The 22,506-nt window shown below is 40.0% G+C and carries 17 protein-coding genes; 1 reads left to right on the top strand and 16 read right to left on the bottom strand.

Going from position 1 to position 22,506, the window contains the following annotated elements:
• Positions 1-154 precede the first annotated feature (154 nt).
• The 12 genes from J2Z82_RS13700 to J2Z82_RS13645 form a co-directional block, all read right to left on the bottom strand.
• The gene (locus tag J2Z82_RS13700) at positions 155-1,795 is read right to left on the bottom strand and encodes an amidohydrolase (RefSeq protein WP_209481330.1); all 1,641 of its coding nucleotides are present in this window, start codon (positions 1,793-1,795) and stop codon (positions 155-157) included.
• A gap of 6 nt (positions 1,796-1,801) precedes the next feature.
• A complete protein-coding gene (locus J2Z82_RS13695) occupies positions 1,802-3,241 on the bottom strand; it encodes a sodium:solute symporter family protein (RefSeq protein WP_209481329.1) in 1,440 nt (479 codons plus the stop codon).
• A gap of 644 nt (positions 3,242-3,885) precedes the next feature.
• Positions 3,886-4,974, bottom strand: coding sequence for a tartrate dehydrogenase (locus tag J2Z82_RS13690; RefSeq protein ID WP_209481328.1), 1,089 nt, complete (start codon positions 4,972-4,974; stop codon positions 3,886-3,888).
• A gap of 24 nt (positions 4,975-4,998) precedes the next feature.
• On the bottom strand, positions 4,999-6,549 hold the full coding sequence (locus J2Z82_RS13685; protein WP_209481327.1) for a Na+/H+ antiporter NhaC family protein: 1,551 nt from the start codon (positions 6,547-6,549) through the stop codon (positions 4,999-5,001).
• Between the two features lie 47 nt (positions 6,550-6,596).
• Complete coding sequence (alr, locus tag J2Z82_RS13680; RefSeq protein ID WP_209481326.1) at positions 6,597-7,730, bottom strand: alanine racemase; 1,134 nt, start codon at positions 7,728-7,730, stop codon at positions 6,597-6,599.
• A gap of 25 nt (positions 7,731-7,755) precedes the next feature.
• The gene (gene dat, locus J2Z82_RS13675; protein ID WP_342453644.1) at positions 7,756-8,589 is read right to left on the bottom strand and encodes a D-amino-acid transaminase; all 834 of its coding nucleotides are present in this window, start codon (positions 8,587-8,589) and stop codon (positions 7,756-7,758) included.
• A gap of 18 nt (positions 8,590-8,607) precedes the next feature.
• Positions 8,608-9,597, bottom strand: coding sequence for a pyridoxal-phosphate dependent enzyme (locus tag J2Z82_RS13670; protein WP_209481325.1), 990 nt, complete (start codon positions 9,595-9,597; stop codon positions 8,608-8,610).
• Between the two features lie 152 nt (positions 9,598-9,749).
• On the bottom strand, positions 9,750-10,937 hold the full coding sequence (locus J2Z82_RS13665; protein WP_342453643.1) for a M20 metallopeptidase family protein: 1,188 nt from the start codon (positions 10,935-10,937) through the stop codon (positions 9,750-9,752).
• A 63-nt stretch (positions 10,938-11,000) separates the two neighbouring features.
• Positions 11,001-11,375 (bottom strand): RidA family protein, encoded by a 375-nt coding sequence (locus tag J2Z82_RS13660; protein WP_245251715.1) that lies wholly within the window; start codon positions 11,373-11,375, stop codon positions 11,001-11,003.
• A gap of 45 nt (positions 11,376-11,420) precedes the next feature.
• Positions 11,421-12,866, bottom strand: a complete 1,446-nt coding sequence (locus tag J2Z82_RS13655; protein WP_280923001.1) for an NAD-dependent succinate-semialdehyde dehydrogenase — start codon at positions 12,864-12,866, stop codon at positions 11,421-11,423.
• Positions 12,867-12,902: 36 nt separating this feature from the next.
• Positions 12,903-14,255: a 4-aminobutyrate--2-oxoglutarate transaminase gene (gabT, locus tag J2Z82_RS13650; RefSeq protein WP_209481323.1), complete on the bottom strand. Its 1,353-nt coding sequence runs from the start codon at positions 14,253-14,255 to the stop codon at positions 12,903-12,905.
• 29 nt (positions 14,256-14,284) lie between these two features.
• Positions 14,285-14,938, bottom strand: a complete 654-nt coding sequence (locus J2Z82_RS13645; RefSeq protein ID WP_209481322.1) for a GntR family transcriptional regulator — start codon at positions 14,936-14,938, stop codon at positions 14,285-14,287.
• A 303-nt stretch (positions 14,939-15,241) separates the two neighbouring features.
• Here J2Z82_RS13645 and J2Z82_RS13640 point away from each other — a divergent pair, with 303 nt between their 5' ends.
• Positions 15,242-16,225 (top strand): 2-hydroxyacid dehydrogenase, encoded by a 984-nt coding sequence (locus J2Z82_RS13640; protein WP_209481321.1) that lies wholly within the window; start codon positions 15,242-15,244, stop codon positions 16,223-16,225.
• A 164-nt stretch (positions 16,226-16,389) separates the two neighbouring features.
• Here the strand turns inward: J2Z82_RS13640 and ehuB are convergent, their stop codons facing one another.
• From ehuB to J2Z82_RS13620, 4 genes are all read right to left on the bottom strand, one after another.
• The gene (ehuB, locus tag J2Z82_RS13635) at positions 16,390-17,280 is read right to left on the bottom strand and encodes an ectoine/hydroxyectoine ABC transporter substrate-binding protein EhuB (protein ID WP_209481320.1); all 891 of its coding nucleotides are present in this window, start codon (positions 17,278-17,280) and stop codon (positions 16,390-16,392) included.
• Between the two features lie 404 nt (positions 17,281-17,684).
• Complete coding sequence (locus tag J2Z82_RS13630) at positions 17,685-18,872, bottom strand: M24 family metallopeptidase (RefSeq protein WP_209481319.1); 1,188 nt, start codon at positions 18,870-18,872, stop codon at positions 17,685-17,687.
• 378 nt (positions 18,873-19,250) lie between these two features.
• Positions 19,251-20,657, bottom strand: a complete 1,407-nt coding sequence (locus J2Z82_RS13625) for an APC family permease (RefSeq protein ID WP_209481318.1) — start codon at positions 20,655-20,657, stop codon at positions 19,251-19,253.
• A gap of 84 nt (positions 20,658-20,741) precedes the next feature.
• Positions 20,742-22,085 (bottom strand): aminotransferase family protein, encoded by a 1,344-nt coding sequence (locus tag J2Z82_RS13620; protein ID WP_209481317.1) that lies wholly within the window; start codon positions 22,083-22,085, stop codon positions 20,742-20,744.
• Positions 22,086-22,506 lie beyond the last annotated feature (421 nt).

Here is a 22,506-nt window from a genome sequence, read left to right as displayed (position 1 = left end):
AGGAACATTAATATCGGAAAATTCAATCATCTATCTCAGACATTGAAATTAATTATTTGACTAAGCTATAGTTTTTTTATGCAACGCTAGTGATAATTTCCTAAACAATGAAAAATGTACCCCCCTTAAAACAAGGAGGGTACTTTATTTAGTATTACTTATTTTCCTGCTCACGTTCAAATACTATCTCACCATCAATCATTGTTGACTCAATGACAACATCCTTAATTTCCACCGGATCTATTTCAAGCAGGTTTCGATCCAGTATTGCAAAATCAGCCCGCTTTCCTTCTTTAATAGAACCATTAACATCTTCTGTACCATTGAGTTTTGCACCATAAATCGTCATCGACTTTAAGCCTTCCAGCACAGATATCTTTTCATCCTCACCAAGCACATATCCATCCTTTGTAAGACGGTTTGCTGCAGCCCAAATGGAAAATAGCGGAGAAATCGGTGTGATCGGACAATCAGAATGCAGTGTGTAAAGTATTCCATGATCGGAAACACTTGCAAGTGGATCTATTTTTGCTCCCCTATCTGGCCCCAGGAAAATATCGCGGTGATCATCACCCCAGTAATAGACATGATTAATGAAAACAGATGTCGCAATCTTATACTTGGCCATTTTTTCTAAATCCTGGTCTCTTGCGGTTTGTAAATGTTCAATTCGATGAAGATGATTTTCTTTAGGTCTGAGGTCCAATGCTTTCGAATATCCTTCAATAATTGAAGCGATCGCCAGGTCTCCATTCCCATGTGTTGTAATTCGAAATCCTTCATTATGGAATCGCTGGTATAATGCATTCAACGTCTCCTGAGAATGTATCAGCTCACCATTAAAATATTCGTCTCCATAATAGCCATCTCGCAAAGCAGCCGTTCGTCCCTGGATTGATCCATCCTGAAACAGTTTCACACTGTCCAATTTTCCACGACCATTCGTATCGTTTTCAATTCGCTGTGCCATTTTTTTTGCATCCAGCCCCGCAAATTCGCCATCATCGTTAAATAAGTGATGCATTATCATATAGCGCATATACAATGGATTTTTCCTAGTACGAACCGCTTCCATATGTGCCTTGTATTCTTCATATCCTAAATCAAGACCCACAGCTGCATCCGTACTAGTCGTTATCCCTACCTTCAAATAATCATGAGCTGCTGCTTCCAGACGATTAATTAATTCCTCCGTTGTCGGCCTAGGCATTCTTTGCATTATACGTTCCAATGCAGGCAACTCATATATTACGCCATCAAGTTTACCATCCGTATCACGTCCGAAGTGTCCTCCGGGTGGATTCTCAATAGATTCCGATACTTCACAGTACTCAAATGCCTTTGAATTTACTACAGCGAGATGTCCGGAAATGTGTCGAATAAATACAGGATTATCTGGAGCAACTTCATCTAATTCCGCACGGGTTATATGACGATTCTCTGCAAGTTTTGTGTTATCATAACCAGCCCCTACAATCCATTTCCCTTCCTGTTCCCCCTTGATCTCGGTCTTTACAAGAGACAAAATATCATTCACTGTTTTGTTTGGAGGAGTCGAGCAAGTCAATTGTTGCTTTTGCTGTGAGTACATGAATAAGTGGTTATGGGTATCGATAAATCCCGGAATAAGCGTGCGCCCGTCTAAATCAATCCACTGATTGGCTTTTGTTTCAGTTTCCAGATTATCAAACCATATTTTTTTGATTTTTCCATTGGAGAATCCTACAGCATTAGCAGCTCGACTATCTTCTAATGTAAGAATATTTCCATTGAATATGACTTTATCGTAACTCAAACAAGTTTAGCTCCTTTCGTGAACATCTTCATCTGATTTTATAAAATCCTCAAAATAAACTGCATGAACTTTTTCTCTTTTTGAATGCTGTGTTAGAAGACTAACAACTATTAATGTAATTAAAGAAACAGCAAATCCTACTATCGTTACATCTACTGGCATATTTAAAAATGGCCAAAAAATTGTGATCGTTGCTGATAGAATCATGGATGATAAACCACCCATAGCTGTTACACGCTTCCAGAACATAACAGCCAGAAATGGAAAAACAAGTGTTACCGCAGACAGTCGCAATGCCCACTGGTAAATCGTAATAATATCTGTAATGTTATATGCGACGATTAAGCCCAACACTGCAATAATTACTACACTCCAGCGTGATACCCGCATCATTTGACGTTCATCCGCATCCGGTTTGATCAATCGAGCATATAAATCCTTCGTCAAGTTCGAGCTCCCTTGTAGAATAAACGAATCCGCCCCAGTCATTAAAGCTGAAAGCAGACCAACTAGGATAATTCCACCAAGAGCTGGAGGCAGCAATTCAACCGTTACATAGGAGAAGATCAAATCAGGATTAATATCTGAAGGTACAAATCCACGGGCAATAACTCCAATTCCGTATGGCAAAATAGAAATCAGTGCACCTATGATAACTGCTGTTATTCCAGCCTTGCGCGCTACCTCTTCAGATTTTGAAGCGAAAATTCGCTGCCAGGTGGATTGCCAAATTAAATAGAATGGACCGACTGATAGCGCATATATTAGGACAGCAGTCACCCCTTCTTTTCCAAATGGTGTTAAATAATCTGCAGGAGTTGAGGCAAGAATCTCTTTCAAACCTCCACCATACATGACACTTGCAATAAACAACATAATAATACCAACTACTAAAATAACTGATTGAATCGCATCAGTAATTATAGTCGCTGGCAAACCACCCAAAATAGTAAATCCTAAAATTAATGCAAATGACACGATAACGCCTGCATTAAATGACATCTCAAATGCCAACGTAAAGACCGTTGACATCCCAACTATTTGCAATGCTAATGTCGGTACTGAATAGATAAACGCAGATAATATGGATGGGAAAATTCCAGTCTTACTGCCGAACCGCTCACTAAATAAATCCGCTAAAGTATATAATCGCTGGCGACGAAGCGGCTTGGCAAACAAAACAATTAAAATTAGTGTAAATATGTACGCTGGCAAAGCAAATTTGAAAAAGCCTGACATACCAACTGTGAATCCCATTCCTACCCAGCCGATAAATACTGCCGCACCACAGAACGTGCTAATTATAGTTCCTACGATTGACCAAAAGCCCATATTCCAGCCTGCAATTAAATAATCATCTGAACCTTTGACACGGAAAAAGTACCAAAAACCCATTCCAAATAAAAATCCAAAATAAATAATAAAGTAAAATAAATACCAACTCATGTTTAACCTCCAAATTTATACTAATAATTATTATATATTAGTAAAAAAACAATGTATAATAGCATATTGCAAAGGGTGTCCAAGCATTTGCTATTATTTTATGGAATGTTAAAGATATTTATTCTGTGTGTCGAAATACCGGAATAAGTGTTCAATTTTGTCGAAATATTTTGGTTATCTCCAGAACTTTCTATTTACAAAAACTTGTTGTTGACACAAAAGAAGTGAATTACCAGTATGGTATGCACTTAAATTGGCAGGATTATACGATAAAGGGGGATGAACCCGGAATGAGGATTCGCCAAACAATCGAAGTGAATCCTCATTCCGCTAAATAGCAGAAAAGGTGCTCTCGGAAGGGTGAGACGGATCCTCGTTCCGCTAATAGCTGAAAATCAGCCAATTTTAATGCAGAAATGGCAAATAGCGGAATGAGGATCCGAACCATAGCTCTAAACAAGGGTTTTCAAGGAAATAACGGAACGAGGATCCGCCAAACCAGTAAACCGGATCCTCATTCTGTTAAAAAATGGGTTCTTCAACAACAGGGCGAAATGTAATCTAACTAATATGTGATTACTAATGTTATTTGTATTTTTCTCTCTCAAAACTGAATCCGCCAGTAAACTAGCAATCTATTTTAGTTATTTAACTTTAGTAGTTTCAGTAGCTATTTTCAATTTTTCAATAAATGAATCCCCTACATCTCCTGTAGAAGCATTTCCACCTAAATCCGGGGTCAGCATCTCTGTTTCTTTAACCATATCCTGTATCGTAGTTAGTACAGCTTTACCCCATCGTTCTTCCCCAAAAAAATCTAACATCTGGCTAACAGACCAAATAGCAGCAATTGGATTTGCATTTCCTTTTCCAGCAATATCTGGAGCAGAGCCATGTACAGGCTCGAACATAGAAGGATATTCCTTTTCAGGATTAACATTGGCTCCTGTTGCTAGACCAAGTCCTCCCGTTATTCCAGCACCAAGATCTGTTATGATATCACCAAAGAGATTGGATGTTACAACAACCTCAAATCGTTCAGGGTCTGACACTAAATACAGGCTTGCAGCATCAACAAGATAAGAATACGTCTCAACATCTGGATATTCTTTTCCTACTTCTTCAAATACTTCATCCCAGAATACCATCGAATAATTAAGAGCGTTTCCTTTACTTATACTTGTCAGTGTTCTGTTTGAAGTACGAGCTTCCTCATACGCATAACGGATGATCCTCTCTGTACCTTTACGGGAAAACACACCAGTTTGCAATACTACCTCTTCAGGTTGTCCTTTGAATAGCCAGTCCCCTGCGCCAGCATACTCACCCTCACTATTTTCGCGGATAACAAGAAAATCAATATCCGCTTCCGTTTTTGTTTTTAACGGTGTCAGCGACTGATTTAAGAGTGTGACTGGTCGTAAATTAACGTACTGATCAAATTCTTTTCGGATTCGCAATAGAAGATCCCATAATGAAATATGATCAGGTACTCCAGGGTACCCAACAGCACCTAAATAGATTGCATCAAAATGTTTTAGTTTCTCAATGCCATCGTCATCCATCATCTTTCCGGTTTCCAGATAGTGTTCACAGCCCCATGGAAACTCTGTAAAGGAAAAGGAGAGGTTAGAACCCATCTCCTCAATTGCTTTTAGAACTTTCACACCCTCTGCCACAACTTCCGGTCCAATACCATCACCTGGGATTAGTGCAATATTGAAATTTTTCATAGTTGCCCCTTTCTTTTAAAAAAATTACGCTCCAATTCTCTTCTCCTCTTCTATAAACTTTCTCTCGTTCCGATTACCCAAATAACGAAGCAGGAAGAATTGAGCGATGATACCCACAATCAACAGTACAATACTGCTTCCAATCAAGGTATACGATAAATATAGTACACCCGCAATTCCCGCTGGCACCATAGCATATGGAATCTGCGTGTTAACGTGGGCAATATGATCTGACTCAGCGAATATGGATGCCATAACAGTTGTATCTGAAATTGGTGAAACATGATCTCCAAATATAGCTCCAGCAAAAACAGCACCAATTACGATATGAACTAAATCCATGCCACCAAAGGTATACGCCATTGGAATTGCGATTGGCGTCAGTATCGACATTGTTCCCCATGATGTACCGGTTGCAAATGAGATAAACATACCTATCGCAAACACAAGAAATGGCACAAGTGCTGCGGTCATCCATCCTTCTGTTGCACCAACCACGAATTCTGCTGTTCCAAGGACCGATGTAACCGTTCCAATAGACCAAGCCAATATGATAATTATAAGCGCAGGAAGCATTGTTCGAATACCACCAAGTAATGTTTCTTCACACTTTTTAAGGCTCATGCCTTGAATAAGTGCTAAAATAATACCGACTGTAGTCATCGCAAATGCACCCCATGTTAGGGCAACGGAAACGTCTGTAGCTGCAAGAGCATCCATAATCGATATCCCTGTAGCACCACCACCTGAATACCACAACCCCCATACACTTACTGAAATAAGTGTTACAAGCGGAAGAATAAAATTCCAAACACTGCCTTCTTTCTTATGTGGTTCACCTAAATCCTGTTCTACAGAAGATAGAGGTGTTGATCCATCTGGTATTAATTTTCCAGTTGTCTGTGCACGGTGTTCCGCTTTTGCCATTGGACCAAAATCTTTACCGGCAATGATCATCGGAACAGCTAACAGACATAGTATTGCATAAAAGTTCCATGGAATTGATTGCAGAAATGCGAAGTAAGGCTCTGCACCTACAATGCTAAGGCTTGCAAAGGCTGCGGCAATTAAGGACACCTGAAAGCCAATCCAGTCGGAAACAGGTCCAATTGTCGCTATCGGAGCAGCTGTCGAGTCTAGTATGTAGGATAACTTTTCCCTCGATACCTTATGTTTAGCAGTAATATCTTTTGAAGCATTCCCAACAATTACAGAGTTCACGTAATCGTTAAAAAAGATGAGCATTCCTAATAGGTAAGGTAAAAATTGTACTCTTTTTCTAGTAGTTAATTTCTTCTCTAACAAACGTATCAGACCATCTGAACCGCCTGTTTTAAACATAAAGGCAGCGCCTGTCCCAAGTAACGCCGTCATAACGAGAAACCGTGCGTTCCAAGGATCAGTCATAACATCCTTCATCCATGTAAAGGTTTCCCCTACTGCACCAAATGGGTTTCCGCCCGCTGCAATTAAACCACCTACCAGAATACTAATAAACAATGAAAACAAGACACGTTTCGTTAAAATTGCAAGTACCACCGCAACAATAGGTGGGACAACAGATAAAAATTCCATAGTGTATTCCCCTTTTTTTTTATTAGTAATATTACAAATAAAGTCTATTAAACATACACTCTCCGAATTCTTTCCATTAAACTCGACAAAACTTCATCTATAATGCTGTCCATCCATCCTGCTATTTCACGTGCTAGAATTTCTTCCTTTCCCTGATCGCCCATCATAACAACTTCATCACCTGCGCAAACATCTGGTACGTTCGTGACGTCTATAACCGTTTGGTCCAGGGAAATCGTTCCAACAATCTTGGCTCGATGTCCTCTAACAAGCATTTCACCTTTATTGGATAAGGCTCGTTGATAACCATCACCATGTCCAACAGGCACAATAGCAATCTTTTCAGCAGAGGTAGTAACATAGCAGCCACCATAGCCAATTGGAGTGTGTGGCGGCAGCTCCCGTACATGTAAAATTTTAGATTTCAATTGCATAACTGGTTTAAGCGAAATTAAATCACGTTGATGCAATTCAGGCGGATACCCAAATAAAGCAATCCCGGACCTAACCATATCCAGATGCATATCCTTTCTTTCGATGGCAACCGTTGAAGCCCCAACATGCCGAATTGGAAAATCATACCCCTGGTCACGTAGGTTAGATACTGTGTCTATAAATAATTTATACTGCTGTTCCGTTGTTTGCCAATCCCCTTCATCAGCACTGGAAAAATGGGTGTATATCCCTTCCCACTGCACTCCAGGAAGGTTGTAACACGACATGCAGAAATTTATAACTTCACCAGGGGAAATCCCAAACCTATGAAGTCCAGTATCTATTTTTAAATGTACTGGTATTGTCTTTCCTTCCCTTGTTGCCTCATCACTGATCGCCTGTGCCAGTTTGATTGAAGAAACAGAGGCTGTTAACCCGTAAAAAACAGCATCTGCTGCTTGTTCAAGCATAATGGAGCCTAACAGATGAATAGGTACAGATATACCGCTTTCCCGGAGCAATGCACCTTCCTCAACAGTTGTGACACCAAGCCGGTCTGCCCCTGCTTTAACAGCTTCACGTCCGATTGGAACAGAACCGTGTCCATATCCATTTGTTTTTATTACGGCCATAAGCATGCTGTTTCCAACTGCTTTTTTTAGTGTCCTTACATTTTCGTTGAAAGCACCCAAATTCACTTCCGCTATCGTTGGACTTCCAGACGTCATTGTTAATGAATACGACACAGTTCAGTCCCTCCCCTAAATTATTCTAGTAAAGCGAACGAAATTCCTGCACTATTTGTTTTGTTATTTCACCTGGTTCACCCGTACCAATTATATGATCATCAACTTTCAGGATCGGCACGACATCCAACTTAGTAGCCGAAATAAAAACTTCATCTGCAGCCAGTAATTCATCGACTGTGTATGTTTTTTCATTTACTTCTAAATCTATTGCCTCACACAGTTGAATTATTTTTCTTCTGGTAATTCCATTTAAAATATAGTTGTCAGCTGGATGTGTGTACAATGCTCCATCTTTTACGATAAACACATTTGAAGCACTCGCTTCCGTAACGGTCTCACCACGATGAAGAATTGCTTCAATCGCACCATGCTCAACAGCCTCTTGTTTGGCCATCACATTCGGAAGTAAATTAAGCGTCTTAATATCACACCTTAACCAACGAATGTCTTCCGTCAATACAGCCGTTGCACCCTGATCTTCCACGTAATTTGCTCGCTCCTCTGCCCTGGTGTATGCAACAGTTACTGTTGACGTATCAGCATTCGGAAATTCGTGCCATCTGGCGGCAGCCCCTCTTGAGACCTGCATATAAATAATGCCTTCTTCCAAACTATTTGCTGATACTAATTCCTCAAGCTTGGCTTTCAAGTCATCAACTGAATCAGACATGATTAACTTAATTTCTTTTGCACTTCTTTTCAGCCGTTCCAAATGTTCATCAAGCATCAGCGGTTTACCATCATAGACACCGATAACTTCATAGATTCCATCACCGAATTGGTAGCCGCGGTCCTCTATATCGACCACGTTTTCCCTATCCATAATCCGGCCATTAAATAGCATTTTATCCAACATAAAAACCTCCCTTTACTTTCACTCCGGAATTGTCGATTTATATTTGTTTGCTATATCCACAATTACGGACGTATCAACACTGCAGCCACTAATAACAACCACAACATGGCTGCCAAGCTGCATTCTATTATTTAAAATCGCACCAATCCCGGAAGCTGCTGCACCTTCGATAATCATTCGGTGTTTATCTAGCATGAAGGCCATCCCTTCAGCAATTTCATCTTCATTCAGCAAAATAATATCATCGACATACCGCTGAACCATATCAAATGTGTAACTATTGTTGAGACCAATCCCACCAAGCAGACTATCAGCTAAGGTATCCTGTTCTTCCACGATGATAGGTTTTCCAGCTTTAATACTCTCATACATTGTCGGTCCTCGAACTGTTGATGCTCCTATCACTTGAATATCAGAATCAGCTGATTTCAAAGCTACTCCTAAACCGGAGTGCAGACCGCCACCAGATAGCCCTCCAATCACTGTATCGACCTCAGGCAAATCCTCTAGCAATTCCAAACCAATCGTACCTTGCCCAGCAATGATATAAGGATCATCAAATGGATGAATGACAGTCAGACCTTGTTCTCGTTCCAGCTGGTAACTCCGCTTTTCCGCGTCATCCTGTGATTCACCATATATTTCTATTTCAGCCCCAGAACGCTTTAGAGTATCAACCTTTCCTTTTGGAACTCGTTTCGAAATGCAAATGGTAGCATTAATCCCCAATTTTTTTGCAACATATGCTACACTCATTCCAAAATTCCCTGTCGAAAACGTTGTGACACCACGTTCCTGTTCCTCAGGCGTCAGACTCAAAATCTTATTTGTTGCTCCCCTAATTTTAAATGAATCGCTTACATTAAAGTTTTCCAATTTTAAATGAACAGACGTCCCTGCAAATTCTGATAATGCAGGGGAATAAATCAGCGGTGATTTTTTAACAATGGAGGAAATCCTTTTCCTAGCCATCCAAACATCACGCAGCACAACAGGTCTTCCAACCATTCTATCCCCCCTTTCTCGACTAAACTTACATAGTTAACTGATTTCGAACGACTTCCTCCCGATTTTAAGCAACATTCAGCTTTTCCTTATTTGCTTATTGCCAAACTCTAATATAGATAAGCCTTAGTTGCACTTATGCAGTAAGAAAGTAGTTAAACTTTCTTAACTGCCAGAAAACGTTCCACTGTTTCCCCCAGAATAGATACTCCAGCAGGAAGAACCTTTTCATTTATATCAAAACTCGGTGTATGCAGTTCGCGCGTTTTCCCATCACCAACAGCACATCCCAGAAAGAACATCGCCCCCGGCACAACCTGCGTCATATGTGCAAAGTCTTCTCCCCCTAATCCGAATGGTGTGTCGAGCACCTTGAACTCAGGATGAATATCCCTAATAACCTCACGAAAGAGTTGATTAACTGCTGGGTCATTCTTTAATGAAGGATCTTCAGGTGTTATCGTCAATTTATAATCACCGTCAAAAACCCTTACTAATGAAAGGGCCTTTTCTAATTCAGCATGTAATAACTTTCTGACATTAGGGTCATAGCTCCGAATTGTCCCTTTGATTTGAACTTCAGATGGGATAACATTTCCCGCTACTCCGCAAAGAATACTGCCAACACTGATTACTGCTGAATCGAGAGGAGAGATCCGACGGGAGACAATTCCATGCATAGCTTGCAGGACAGGACCAAGCATCCAGACAGGATCAGTCCCTAAATGCGGGTACGCGCCGTGTCCGCCGGTGCCAAAAACTGCAGCATCAAACACATCTACGTTAGCCATACTATAACCATCGTGTACCTTTACCTCCCCAAGCTGATTCTCAGGACTCATATGAAGAGCTATAACATGGTCGACATTCTCTAACGCTCCTGCCTCAATCATATATGGTGCACCGGTCGAGCCATGGACATCTGCCATTTCTTCAGCAGGCTGAAATAAAAACTTTACTGTTCCTTTTACCTCTCCATTCTGAAAACTATCTCCCAGTAAATTGGCAACCCCAAGGCCTATTGCCATATGTGCATCATGTCCGCATGCATGCATTACACCTTCATTACGGGACTTGAAATCATGATTCGTTTCTTCATGAATTGGCAATGCATCCATATCCGCTCGGACCGCTATTGTTGGACCAGATCCTGACGAGAGCGTTCCAACTACAGCTGTTGGACACCCTACTCCAATTTCCACATGCATACCTGGGATTTTTTCCAATACAAAAGCAACAAACTTTGACGTTTCCACTTCCTGAAAGCTTAATTCCGGAATAGAGTGAAGCTTGCGGCGCCATTCGGATAACTGATCAGCCATTTTTTGCACTCTTTTTAACACCTTCACATCCCCCCCTTTTAAAAAAGAAGGGAGTCAACTTTAAGCAACTCCCTTCAATCTAGATCAATTAATGGATGCTATAGCTGTGATTTCAACTTTAACCCCTAACAATTGACTGCCAATCGTAATTCTCGCTGGTTTTATTTCTACATCTTCAAAATATGATGCATATACGTTATTGAATTCGCGAACATTTTCCTCATTTAAATCAGCTAAATGACATGTCATATGGACAATATTTGATAAACCAGCATTTTTCTCAGCTAGAATACTTTTAATATTTTCCAAACTTGCAGCAGCTTGAGCTGTGATTGTATCTCCTGCCGAATCTCCATTTGGATGAACACCATCCTGACCTGAGATAAAGATAAAGTTACCGGATTGAACGCCTTGTGAATATGGTCCGCTCGGTTGGGGAGCATTGAGCGTCTGAATCATCTGTTTCAAGAAATCACATCCTCTTCAAGTAACTGTTCCAGCACATTATTCCATTCCAATCGAAACATACTGTGATTCTACAAAAGCGTCGATTCCTTCATGCCCGCCTTCTCTGCCGATACCGCTCTCTTTCATTCCACCAAACGGTACCTGCGCTGCTGAAGGTGCCCCGTCATTCCAGCCAACAATCCCGAAATTAAGCTGCTCAATAACACGGTGACCTTTTGCAACATTGTCCGTAAAGACATAAGCGGCTAATCCGTACGGCGTATCATTTGCTAATTTCACGGCATCTTCTTCTGATGCGATTTTTTGAATAGGGGCTACAGGACCAAACGTTTCCTCCTGCATAACGACCATGGATTGGTCTACATCTTTAACAACTGTAGGTGTGAAAAATACACCGCCGCCATCTGTGATCGGCTTACCGCCAGTTACAACATGAGCTCCTTTATTAACTGCATCTTCCATGTGATAATTCACCTTATCCAAACCAGCCTGATTAATTAATGGTCCAATATCAACGGAATCATCAGCACCATTTCCGACCTTTAACTTCTCAACTTCTTGGGAAAACTTCTCAACAAATTCATCGTAAATTCCGGCCTGCACATAAATTCGATTGGCACAAATACATGTTTGACCTGCATTTCTGAATTTAGAAGCCATTACACCTTTTACTGCTAAATCGACATTGGCATCATCTAAAACGATTAATGGGGCATGACCGCCGAGTTCCAGCGATAACCGCTTCACTTGATCAGCACTCTGACGAATTAAAATTTTTCCAACCTCGGTTGAACCAGTAAAGGTAATTTTACGAACCTTGTCATCATCCATAATCGCCTTAGTTATTTTGGATGATGAACCTGTTACTAGATTAATAACACCTTTTGGAAATCCAGCCTGCTCACATAATTCCATTATTTTAACAGCTGTTAATGGACTTTCACTTGATGGTTTCATGATGACCGTACAGCCGGCAGCCAAGGCCGGACCCATCTTACGAGTTAACATTGCAGCCGGAAAATTCCAAGGTGTTATCGCTGCAACAACACCCACTGGTTTCTTCCAGACTTGTAACCGTTTATTCGTTGCATGTGATGGGATTGTTTCGCCGTAAATACGTTTACCTTCCTCAGCAAACCATTCAATAAAGGAAGCTGCATATTTTACTTCTCCCCTTGACTCGTTAATCGGCTTACCCATTTCAAGTGTCATTACTTGCGCTACTTCTTCCAAATTATCCAGCATGAGCTGATTTAATTTTTTCAAATAACCAGCCCTTTCATAAACAGTAAGCTCTGACCACGTTTGAAATGCTTCATGTGCAGCACCAATTGCTTGTGAAGCTTCTTTTTCACCACCATTAGGAACCGTTCCGATAATTTCACTGTTTGCTGGGTTCACAACGTTAAATGTGTCCAGGTCTTTACCAACCCATTCACCATTAATGTTCATTAAATAACTATTTGTTTTTACTTCATTCATTTTTGCTTCACTCCAATCATGAAATCTAGTATTCTATTATCCATTTACCCCAACAAGCACTGCTTCAATCGATTCTTCCAGGATATTTAATGCTTCATCCAGCTGTTCATCGGTAATGACTAATGGCATAAGCAGGCGAACAACATTATCATGTACACCAGCTTTCAATACGATAACTCCACGCTTATGGGCTTCTTTTAAAACCTGTCCTGTAAGCTCTTTAGCAGGTTCTTTGCTATCACGATTCTTAACAAGTTCAAGCGCGCACATAGCACCAAGACCTCTATATTCTCCAATGACATCAAAACGATCGTACATGTTCTTAAACCTTTCCATTACTTTTTTACCAACTATTTCAGCACGTTCATTTATATTCTCTTTCTCCATCACTTCCAATACGGCAAGCCCTGCACGGCAACCAAGCGGACTACCACAATACGTCCCACCTAATTCACCAGGCTTCGCACTATCCATGACCTCTTCACGACCGATTACACCACTAATCGGTAACCCAGCAGCCATTGATTTAGAAATAGCTATCAGGTCAGGTTCAACTTCATAATGTTCCATTCCAAAGTACTTTCCAGTACGGCCAAAACCTGTTTGGATTTCGTCTGCAATAAACAGTATGCCGTGCTGTTTACAAATTTCGTAAATTCCTTGAACGAATTTTTTACTAGGAATAATAAATCCACTTTCCCCTTGAACAGGCTCCATAATAAATGCTGCAACTTGGCTTGGGTCAACTTCACTAATGAAAAAGTTCTCCACCTGTTCTAGTAAATAATCAGTGTATTCTCCTTCATTCATTGATTCAGGGCGACGATAGTTATAAGGATATGGCGCATGATAAACTTCTGGCGCAAATGGACCATATTCATATTTGAATGGTCTTACTTTTCCGGTTAGTGACATTGTCATTAATGTACGTCCATGAAATCCGCCTGAAAACGATACGACCGCCTGACGTTTCGTGTACTTCCGAGCAATTTTCACTGCGTTTTCCACGGCTTCTGCTCCACTATTTAAGAACATTACTTTCTTTTTCGAATAGCCAGGGGCAAGTGCCGCTATTTTTTCAGCAAACTCGATATACGGATCATACATCATGACATTGAATCCAGTATGAATATAGCGATCAACCTGGTCATGTAAAGCGCTTACAACTGTGTCATGACTGTGTCCAACATTAATACAGCCAATCGCTCCAGCTAAATCAATAAAATGGTTTCCGTCAACATCCTGCAGCAACGCACCTTTTGCTTTCTCAACAAATGTTGGAACTCCATAGCCTACTCCTTGTGGTACAACGTCATGTCTTCGGTCAAGCAACTTCTTCGCCTTTGGCCCTGGCAGTTCAGTTTTAACGTTCGCAAACTTTTTGTTCATTTTGTTAAGCCTCCCCAACTTAAAATTTATTATTTCACCCCAAGTAAATGTGCTTCCACATATGCAATATGATTCTTAACACTCTCATTCACTGTATGCACATCCCTTGATACTAATGCTCTTAGTAATTCTTTGTGCTCATCATAGAATGCTTGAAAACTGGAATAATATTGATCAAGGTGCATAAGAAACGTCCTGATCTGCACTTGCAGTGAGTCGTAGATTTTAATAATTCGTGAGTTACCACATAAATTAACGACATAACTATGAAATTGCATATCAAGGTCAAACAATCCATTCCAATCCTTTTCGTCGGCCTTCTTCTTCATTTGCTCAATAATCTGCTCCAAAAATTCAATATGTTTTTTCTCTAGACCTTTTATTGCTTGTGTGAATGCCTGGGATTCAATCAATGTACGTAACTCAATAATTTCATCCAAATCCTGTTCGGTAAAATCTGCTACATAAGTACCTTTCCTCGCTTGACTTATAACCAGCTCTTCAATTTCAAGTATTTTCAGTGCTTCGCGAATTGTACTCCGACTCACATCAAAGCTATCCGCTAGATCCGTTTCAAGTAAACGTTCACCAAACTGAATCTCTTCATTCCAGATTTTTCTCTTAAGTTGGTCCGCAATTAGCTGACTTAATGGTTTTTGCACGATTTGATTTTCATCTTCCATATGCAGAACATCCTTCCTGCCTTTTATATAAAAATTGTTTTATGTCGATTGTCGACAATTACTTATCTTCATCATAATTCAAGATTTTTGAATTGTCAAACTCTATTTTAAATAGGAGTTTAAGCTTATTCTTCAACCTGTTATCCTGATTGCAGAGCTGACTTGACTCTCATTACAGAATTAGGTGATTATGACTTTTCTTAATTATTTTAAATCTTTTATTTTTTTATTGACTTTCCTCTACATAGTGGCTATTTTTAGGTTAGATACATTGTCGACATAAATGGGAAATGAGGGATTAAAATGAAGAAAAAAATTATCGCCTATAATCGAGTGGAAAAACCTGTTCTGAAAGACTTACAGAATAAGTACGACGTCCGTTTTTTTAACAATGTTGATACCAAAAATAACCCTGAATTCTTGGAGTTCCTTGGTCAGGCAGAAGGTATTATCGGGTTGGAAATGCCTGTTGATCGTGAATTGCTGGACCAGGCCCCCAACCTGAAAATAGTCAGCAATGTCTCGGTTGGGTACAGTAACCTTGATATCAGCGAAATGAACAGGCGGAACATTTTGGCAACCAATACACCAGATGTGCTGACAGATACTGTTGCTGATACGGTATTCGGTATCCTAATAGCAACAGCCCGGCGTATACCCGAGTTAGATCAATTTGTAAAAAATGGTGAGTGGATAACAGAGGCAATTGGACCTGAATATTTCGGTGTTAATGTTCATCACAAAACGTTAGGTATTATTGGTATGGGCAGAATTGGTCAGGCAATTGCGAAACGGGCCCATCATGGTTTTGATATGGAAATTTTATACCATAGCCGCACTAAGAAACCAGATGTTGAAGAAAACTTTAATGCTGCATACTGTGACCTTGATAGTTTACTAGAGAGTTCTGATTTCGTCTGTCTCATTACACCACTAACACCAGAAACAAAAGGCCTCATAGGGAAAAGGGAATTTCAGTTAATGAAAGAATCTGCTATCTTTATAAACGGTTCTCGGGGAAAAACAGTTGTGGAAAAGGATTTAATTAAAGCTCTGCAAAATGGGAATATTGCAGCAGCTGGTTTAGATGTTTTTGAAAGAGAACCCATTAAGCTGAGTAACCCGCTACTACAGATGGAAAACGTTGTAACAACTCCTCATATTGGATCATCCACACATGAAACTGAGTTGAGAATGTCAGAAGTTGCTGCCAGGAATCTCGAAGCAGGGTTACAAGGCAAAAAGCCAGCTAATTTGATTGATGCCAGCGTCTGGAAGCAACCATAATAACTGTTCGAATCTGGCTTATCAATGAAGGGATTTTTAGAATAAGCTCTGTGTCTTTAGTTGCACCTATACAATAAGAGAATAGTTCTTAACTGCAAAAAAATAGAGCCCTATACCTTAAGGAAAGGATATAGGGCTCTATTTTTTAAGTATATTATAGTGAACTATTTAATCTCGCCACTACAGATACCTTCTGTTGTAATATCAGATGGTACTGAGTTATTTTCAGCACTGAATCCATTTGATTCTAAAAGTTCATCAAATTTGTCAGTTCCCTTTAATTCAGCTAATTTTTCATTATAAGCTTTACGTAATGCGTCATTATCTTTGTGGAATGCAGCAGCACCATAGCTTGGGATACCGTCGATATCTGGCTGTTTGAAATCAGTAACGAATTCCAGGTTATCTGAATCAGAAGTTTCTAATGCCATTTTAAGTGACATTTCTGTACCTGTAGTTGCATCAGCACGGCCAGATGATACTGCTGAGAATGTTGCAGGAACATCTGGTGCGCTTTGAATCTGATCTTTACTTACACCTTCTGATTTTACAAATTCATTTTCAGTTGCACCTGACATTATAGAAATGGTTGCTTCAGGATTTTCTGCAATATCCGCATAGCTATGAAGATCTAATGGATTTCCCTCCTGAACAACTATCCCTTCACCATACATCATTTCAGGTTCGCCAAAATCGGCGTTCTCACAACGATCTGGATTGATTGCCATCCCAGCAGTGATAACATCGAACTTACCAGCATTTAACCCAGGAATAAGTTGTCCAAAGTCAGAAAGCTGTCCATCCATATTTTCAATCCCTAGCTCAGCGAATACAGCTTTAGCAATATCTACTGCCGCACCCTTCAACTCGCCATCTTCTTGGTATGCATATGGTTTTTCATTAGCGAAGCCGACCGTTACAGTACCCTCTTCTTTTAGTTGGGCAAGTACATTACCTTCATCTTCGTCGCCATTCCCACTATTTTCATCCGACCCGCATGCAGCTAGAAGAATGAAAGAAAAGAACAACACTGAAGCTAATAATAACTTTCTCATTTTCTAAAAAATCCCCCTTTTTCTACTTTTACAAAACTTGGCTTATCGCCAAGCTTTAATATAGATAAGCCTTAGTTGCACTTATGCAGTAAGAAAGGATTTATACTTTTCTTAACTGCTTAAAAATTGTATTCCTTTTTATGTTAACGACAATTAATTATCCAGTAAAGTAGAACACATTATTAACTGGGGTGAAAACGTCAAAAAAACTGTAATTGCAATTATAAAATTGAAAGAGATTCTTATGCGTGTAATTTAGAACCCTTTATGCTTTTGAGTGCAAATTCTAATGGTAAATTCTTATACAGTTAAAAGTTTTAAATACCAAAAAATAGAGTGCAGAATCGTTATGATTTTGCACTCTAGACTATTGAAATTTTTGATGTTTTCGATTTAACATTTGATTAAGCAAGCCGTATATTCGGTTTAACCATCAATTCACGTGGAAAATTAGCCAAAATTTCGCATCCTTTTTCCGTAACCTGAAATGATTCACTAATTTCGACACCCATATTGTCCATCCAAATGCCAGGGATTAAATGAAATGTCATATTCGGTTTTAACACCGTACGGTCCCCAGGTCTAAGACTTGCCGTATGTTCACCCCAATCTGGAGGGTAGTTGAGCCCCATGGAATATCCCATCCGAGACTCTTTTTTAATACCGCTTTTTTCGATAACTTTCCGCCAAACCATCTCAAGCTCTTCACATGTAATACCTGGTTTGACTGCATTTAATGCCTCGCCTATTCCTTCAAGTACAACATCTGATACATATTGCATTTCTTCCGATGGCATACCAATTACTGCAGTTCTTGCTAACGGTGCGTGATATCGTTTATAGCAGCCAGCCAATTCAATAATAACTGGATCACCATGCTTAAATCTATCGTCTGTCCAAGTCAAGTGACATGCAGATGTCTTTTCTCCTGTTGGTAATAATGGAACAATTGAAGGATAATCACCACCAAAATCTTCAGTCCCGGTAATCTGCGCATGAGATATTTCAGCGACAACATCACATTCGCGGACCCCTTCATTAATCGTATCAAAGGCAACTTGCATTGCTTTTTCGGAAATTCTGGCAGCCTGCTTCATATAGGCAATCTCCCGATCCGATTTTATGATGCGTACCCAATTAACCATATTTGTACCATCTTTAAACGTCGCATTTGGCAATCCTTGTGTTAATCGCATATAACATTTAGCTGTAAAATAATATGCATCAAGTTCAACGGCGATTGTTTGCCTCGCTCGGTTTTTTTCTTTTAGTAAGTCACACACAAAGTCCATTGGATGCAAAATAGTCGATTGAACATAATGATCTGCATACGGTGTTATATGGTCTATATCCAGCCATGTAGTATGCAGTGCAGCACTAGCGTCTTGCCCACGCCCAACCCATATCGGCTGTTCCTCATCAATCATTACGACCAGTAATTGGTGAACGTAAAAGGACCAAGCATCATATCCAGTCAGATAATTCATATTGGCCGGATCCGTTACTAACAGAATATCAACCCCAGCATCAGCCATCCGCTGCTTTGTACTAACTAATCTCTCTTTAAACTCAGAAATAGGAAATGTTAACACAAATCATCCCTTCCCCTCGTGCTCAATTTTACTAACTATATACACAGAAGCGCATATTTATTACAGAAATAAATTTGATATTTGTGGATAGCATTGTTGAAAGAAGTAAGTTATGTTGTGTAGTGTATGTGGCGCGATGACAGTCTTTATACATTAAATGCATAAATGATTTAAAACGGAACAACATTTTCATTTTGTCGATTGTCGACATTGTCTTAATACTATTATAATTCAGTACAATTCCAAAAGTCAATATATTTTTAAGTGCCTGTCTCTTCCCGGTTTTAAGCGAATCTTGTCGAACGGGTCAGTTTCCCATTAAAAAACGGAACAACCTAAATATAATAGGTTGTTCCGTTTTCAGATTATAATCACTACCTAAGCAACTCTATCAATCTCCTTTTTCATATGTTCATCTGAGTATGCTTTTCCGTACTTAACAATTGAAAACTTATACAGTATAATACCTAGAATTACCCAAGCCCCTACAATCACCCATTCGTACGGCCAAATAAGTGCAGAAGGCATCCCCGGCATGTAAAGGATGGTTATACCTCCTGACATGACTACTGCAATCCAACCAATTGTAGTGCCCCCACGCAATCTAAATGGACGCTTCATGTCCGGCGCTTTTTTACGTAAGATAATAAACGAAATAGCTACCATTAACCATGCAACAACCAAACCAAGTCCACCCGCATCAACTAACCATACAAGGGCAGGACGACCTAACAATGGTGCAATAGTAGAGAAAACACCAATCAGCAATATTGCTCGATGCGGCGTATTATATTTAGGATGCAGTTCTCCTAGCGACTTTGGAAGCATCCCTGCTCTTGCAAGCGCATAGATTGCACGACTGCCACCAACATAGAAACCAATCCAACTGGTTAAAATACCCCCAATACCCCCGAGGACTAGTAGATTACCCATCATCTGACTATCACCAAATGCTTTTGCCATCGCATCAGCCGTCACCAGATTTGACTCACCTATTTCAGCCGGGCTCAGCACACGCGAAACACCAAAAATCACAGCAACATACCATACAACTGCAAGAATAACCGAACCAATTAATAACTGCCCGATTTTCTTCTGTGGAAGATTTATCTCTTCGGCAGCCTGTGGGATAACATCAAATCCGACAAACATAAAAGGAGTCATGATGATAACAGTAAGCAACCCAGCAATTCCCTTTTCAAAGAATGGCTGCATATTCTGAGCGTTTCCTCCGGCAGTACTACCAGTAATCAGCATTAATCCTGCTATCAGAATCAGTAACGTGAGGATAAACGTTATCGCGGTCGTAAGTTTGATTCCACGATAATTTATCCACGCAACGAGAACTGATCCTAGTATACCAACACCTGCCCATGTTGCCGTGACATCCCAACCAGCTATCGTATATAAATAACCTTGGCTATAATCTGGAATTAAATATTCAAAAACAGTAGGAAGCGCAACTGCCTCAAATGCTACAACCGATACATAGCCAAGAATTATTGCCCATGTTGCTATAAACGATGCTGTTCTTCCCATAGCCTTGTAGGTATATACATGTTCACCCCCAGCAAGAGGAAGTGCTGAAGATAATTCCGCGTAAGTTAAACCAACAACCACAACAAGTAATCCACCAATTGTGAATGCAAGAATAGCTCCCAATGATCCAGCTTCGGTTATCCATAAACCTGTTGTTACTACCCATCCCCATCCAATCATCGCACCAAAAGCCAGTGCAATGACATCCTTATTACCTAAAATTCTTAATAATTTCCTTTCTTTCATTTTGCTCCCTCCGATCGATTTTGGTAATTATTTAGCAAGTCCATGTATAATTCATATGTTTTTACAGGGAAATTTATTTCATTGTTAAGATGGTACTCCAATCTGTTTTTGGACTGACAATACAGAATCGTAGAGTTTTTCGACCAATGTATTTACCTGCTTGTTATCTATAACAATTGGTGGTGCAAAGCAGATAATATCTGTACCTCCAAAAGTGACAGGACGGCATATAACACCTCTTTCATGCAACGCTTCAATAACTCTTGGAGCAACATTCAGATCTGGTGCGAATCGCTTATTTGTTGCTGGATTCTGAACAAGTTCAACTGCACCAAGAAGTCCGATTGTTCGTACATCGCCAACAATTTCAAGGTTCTCCTTTATTTTTTGAAATCCTTCTAACAGTTTCTCTCCCATTTCCCGGGAATTTTCAATCAGGTTTTCTTGTTCAATAATCTCGATGTTTTTTAAAGCTAAAGCTGCTGCAGTCGGGTGCCCACTATATGTAAACCCATGAAACAAGGTGCCTTTTGACTTTTCCTTTAGCACATTGTGGATATGATCCGAAACAACAACACCACCCAGCGGAATGTAACCACTGGTAACTCCTTTTGCGAACGTCATCATATCAGGTGTAACTCCCCAATTTTCCATTCCAAACATTTTTCCAGTCCGGCCAAACCCGGTTATTATTTCATCAGCAATAAACAAAATTTCATATTCATCGCATAATTTGCGAACTTCTTTAAAATAATCTGCAGGAGGAATCAGCACACCTCCTGCACCTTGAACAGGTTCTGCCAAAATTGCCGCTATATTCTCTGGCCCTTCCTCTTCAATCACTTGACGAAGAGAAGCTATTGCCTTTTCCGTATTGCCCCCGTATGGTGTTTCCGCATGGGTAAAATCAGTCATCATATGTCCGGCCATGCCCCAAAATTCTGGTATTCCTGTCACACTAGTAGATGCAGCAGCAACTCCATGATAGCCACGCTTTAGAGCAATAATTTTTCTTCGATCCTGCTTGCCCTGTATTTTCCAGTAATGGCGAACTAGCTTAATAGCAGAATCATTTGACTCCGAACCACCGGACGTAAAAAATACAGCATTTAAACCTGCGGGGGAAATAGATGCAATCTTCTCAGCTAGTTTTATCGCAGGTTCATGGCTAAAGGTTGAAAATGCAGAACTAAATGCTAACTTCTTCAATTGCTGTGCAGCCACTTCGGCTAGTTCCTCTCTTCCATGTCCAATATTTACATTCCAAAGAGACGACATCGCATCAATGTATACGTTTCCATTTGTGTCCGTTAAGTAAATTCCCTCCCCTTTTTCCATAATGACTTTTGCTCCATCCCGTTGTTGTTGCTGGATTGACGAAGTTGGATGAATAAAATGCCGCTTGTCTAACTCAGTTAAATTTTCCACATCGGTCCCTCCCTGTTTCGTTGTGATCGACACTTATAAATAAAAAAACCAGAAATATGGACAGGAGAAAATAAGGTACTCCCACCTATATAACTGGTCGTGATCTAGGTATTTGCTCCACTTATCCAGCAGAGTCAATTAGATTTGGCAGTTAATGATATTTGATTATTATTAATTTACCAAATATTTAGTAAGCGGTCAACTTCTTTTTGATAGCCCCTTATCGTAAATTTTATTGCGCTGTAACCATCGCAATTGATTATGAAATGCGAAGTAATGTGTAAAAAACTCAACCGGATCTCATAACCCTGATGATTGGCCGTTTCACGGTAATTGGACAGCGTTTGGGCTCTCATAACCCTAATGAAGACTCGTTTCACGCAATCTGAACTGTGTTCGGGTTCTCATAATTCTGGTGAGT

Origin of the sequence: Virgibacillus litoralis, from assembly GCF_017873675.1 — a bacterium.
GTDB lineage: Bacteria > Bacillota > Bacilli > Bacillales > Amphibacillaceae > Lentibacillus > Lentibacillus litoralis.
The sequence above is the reverse complement of the archived record's forward strand: the minus strand, read 5'-3'. Positions and strand labels throughout refer to the sequence as shown.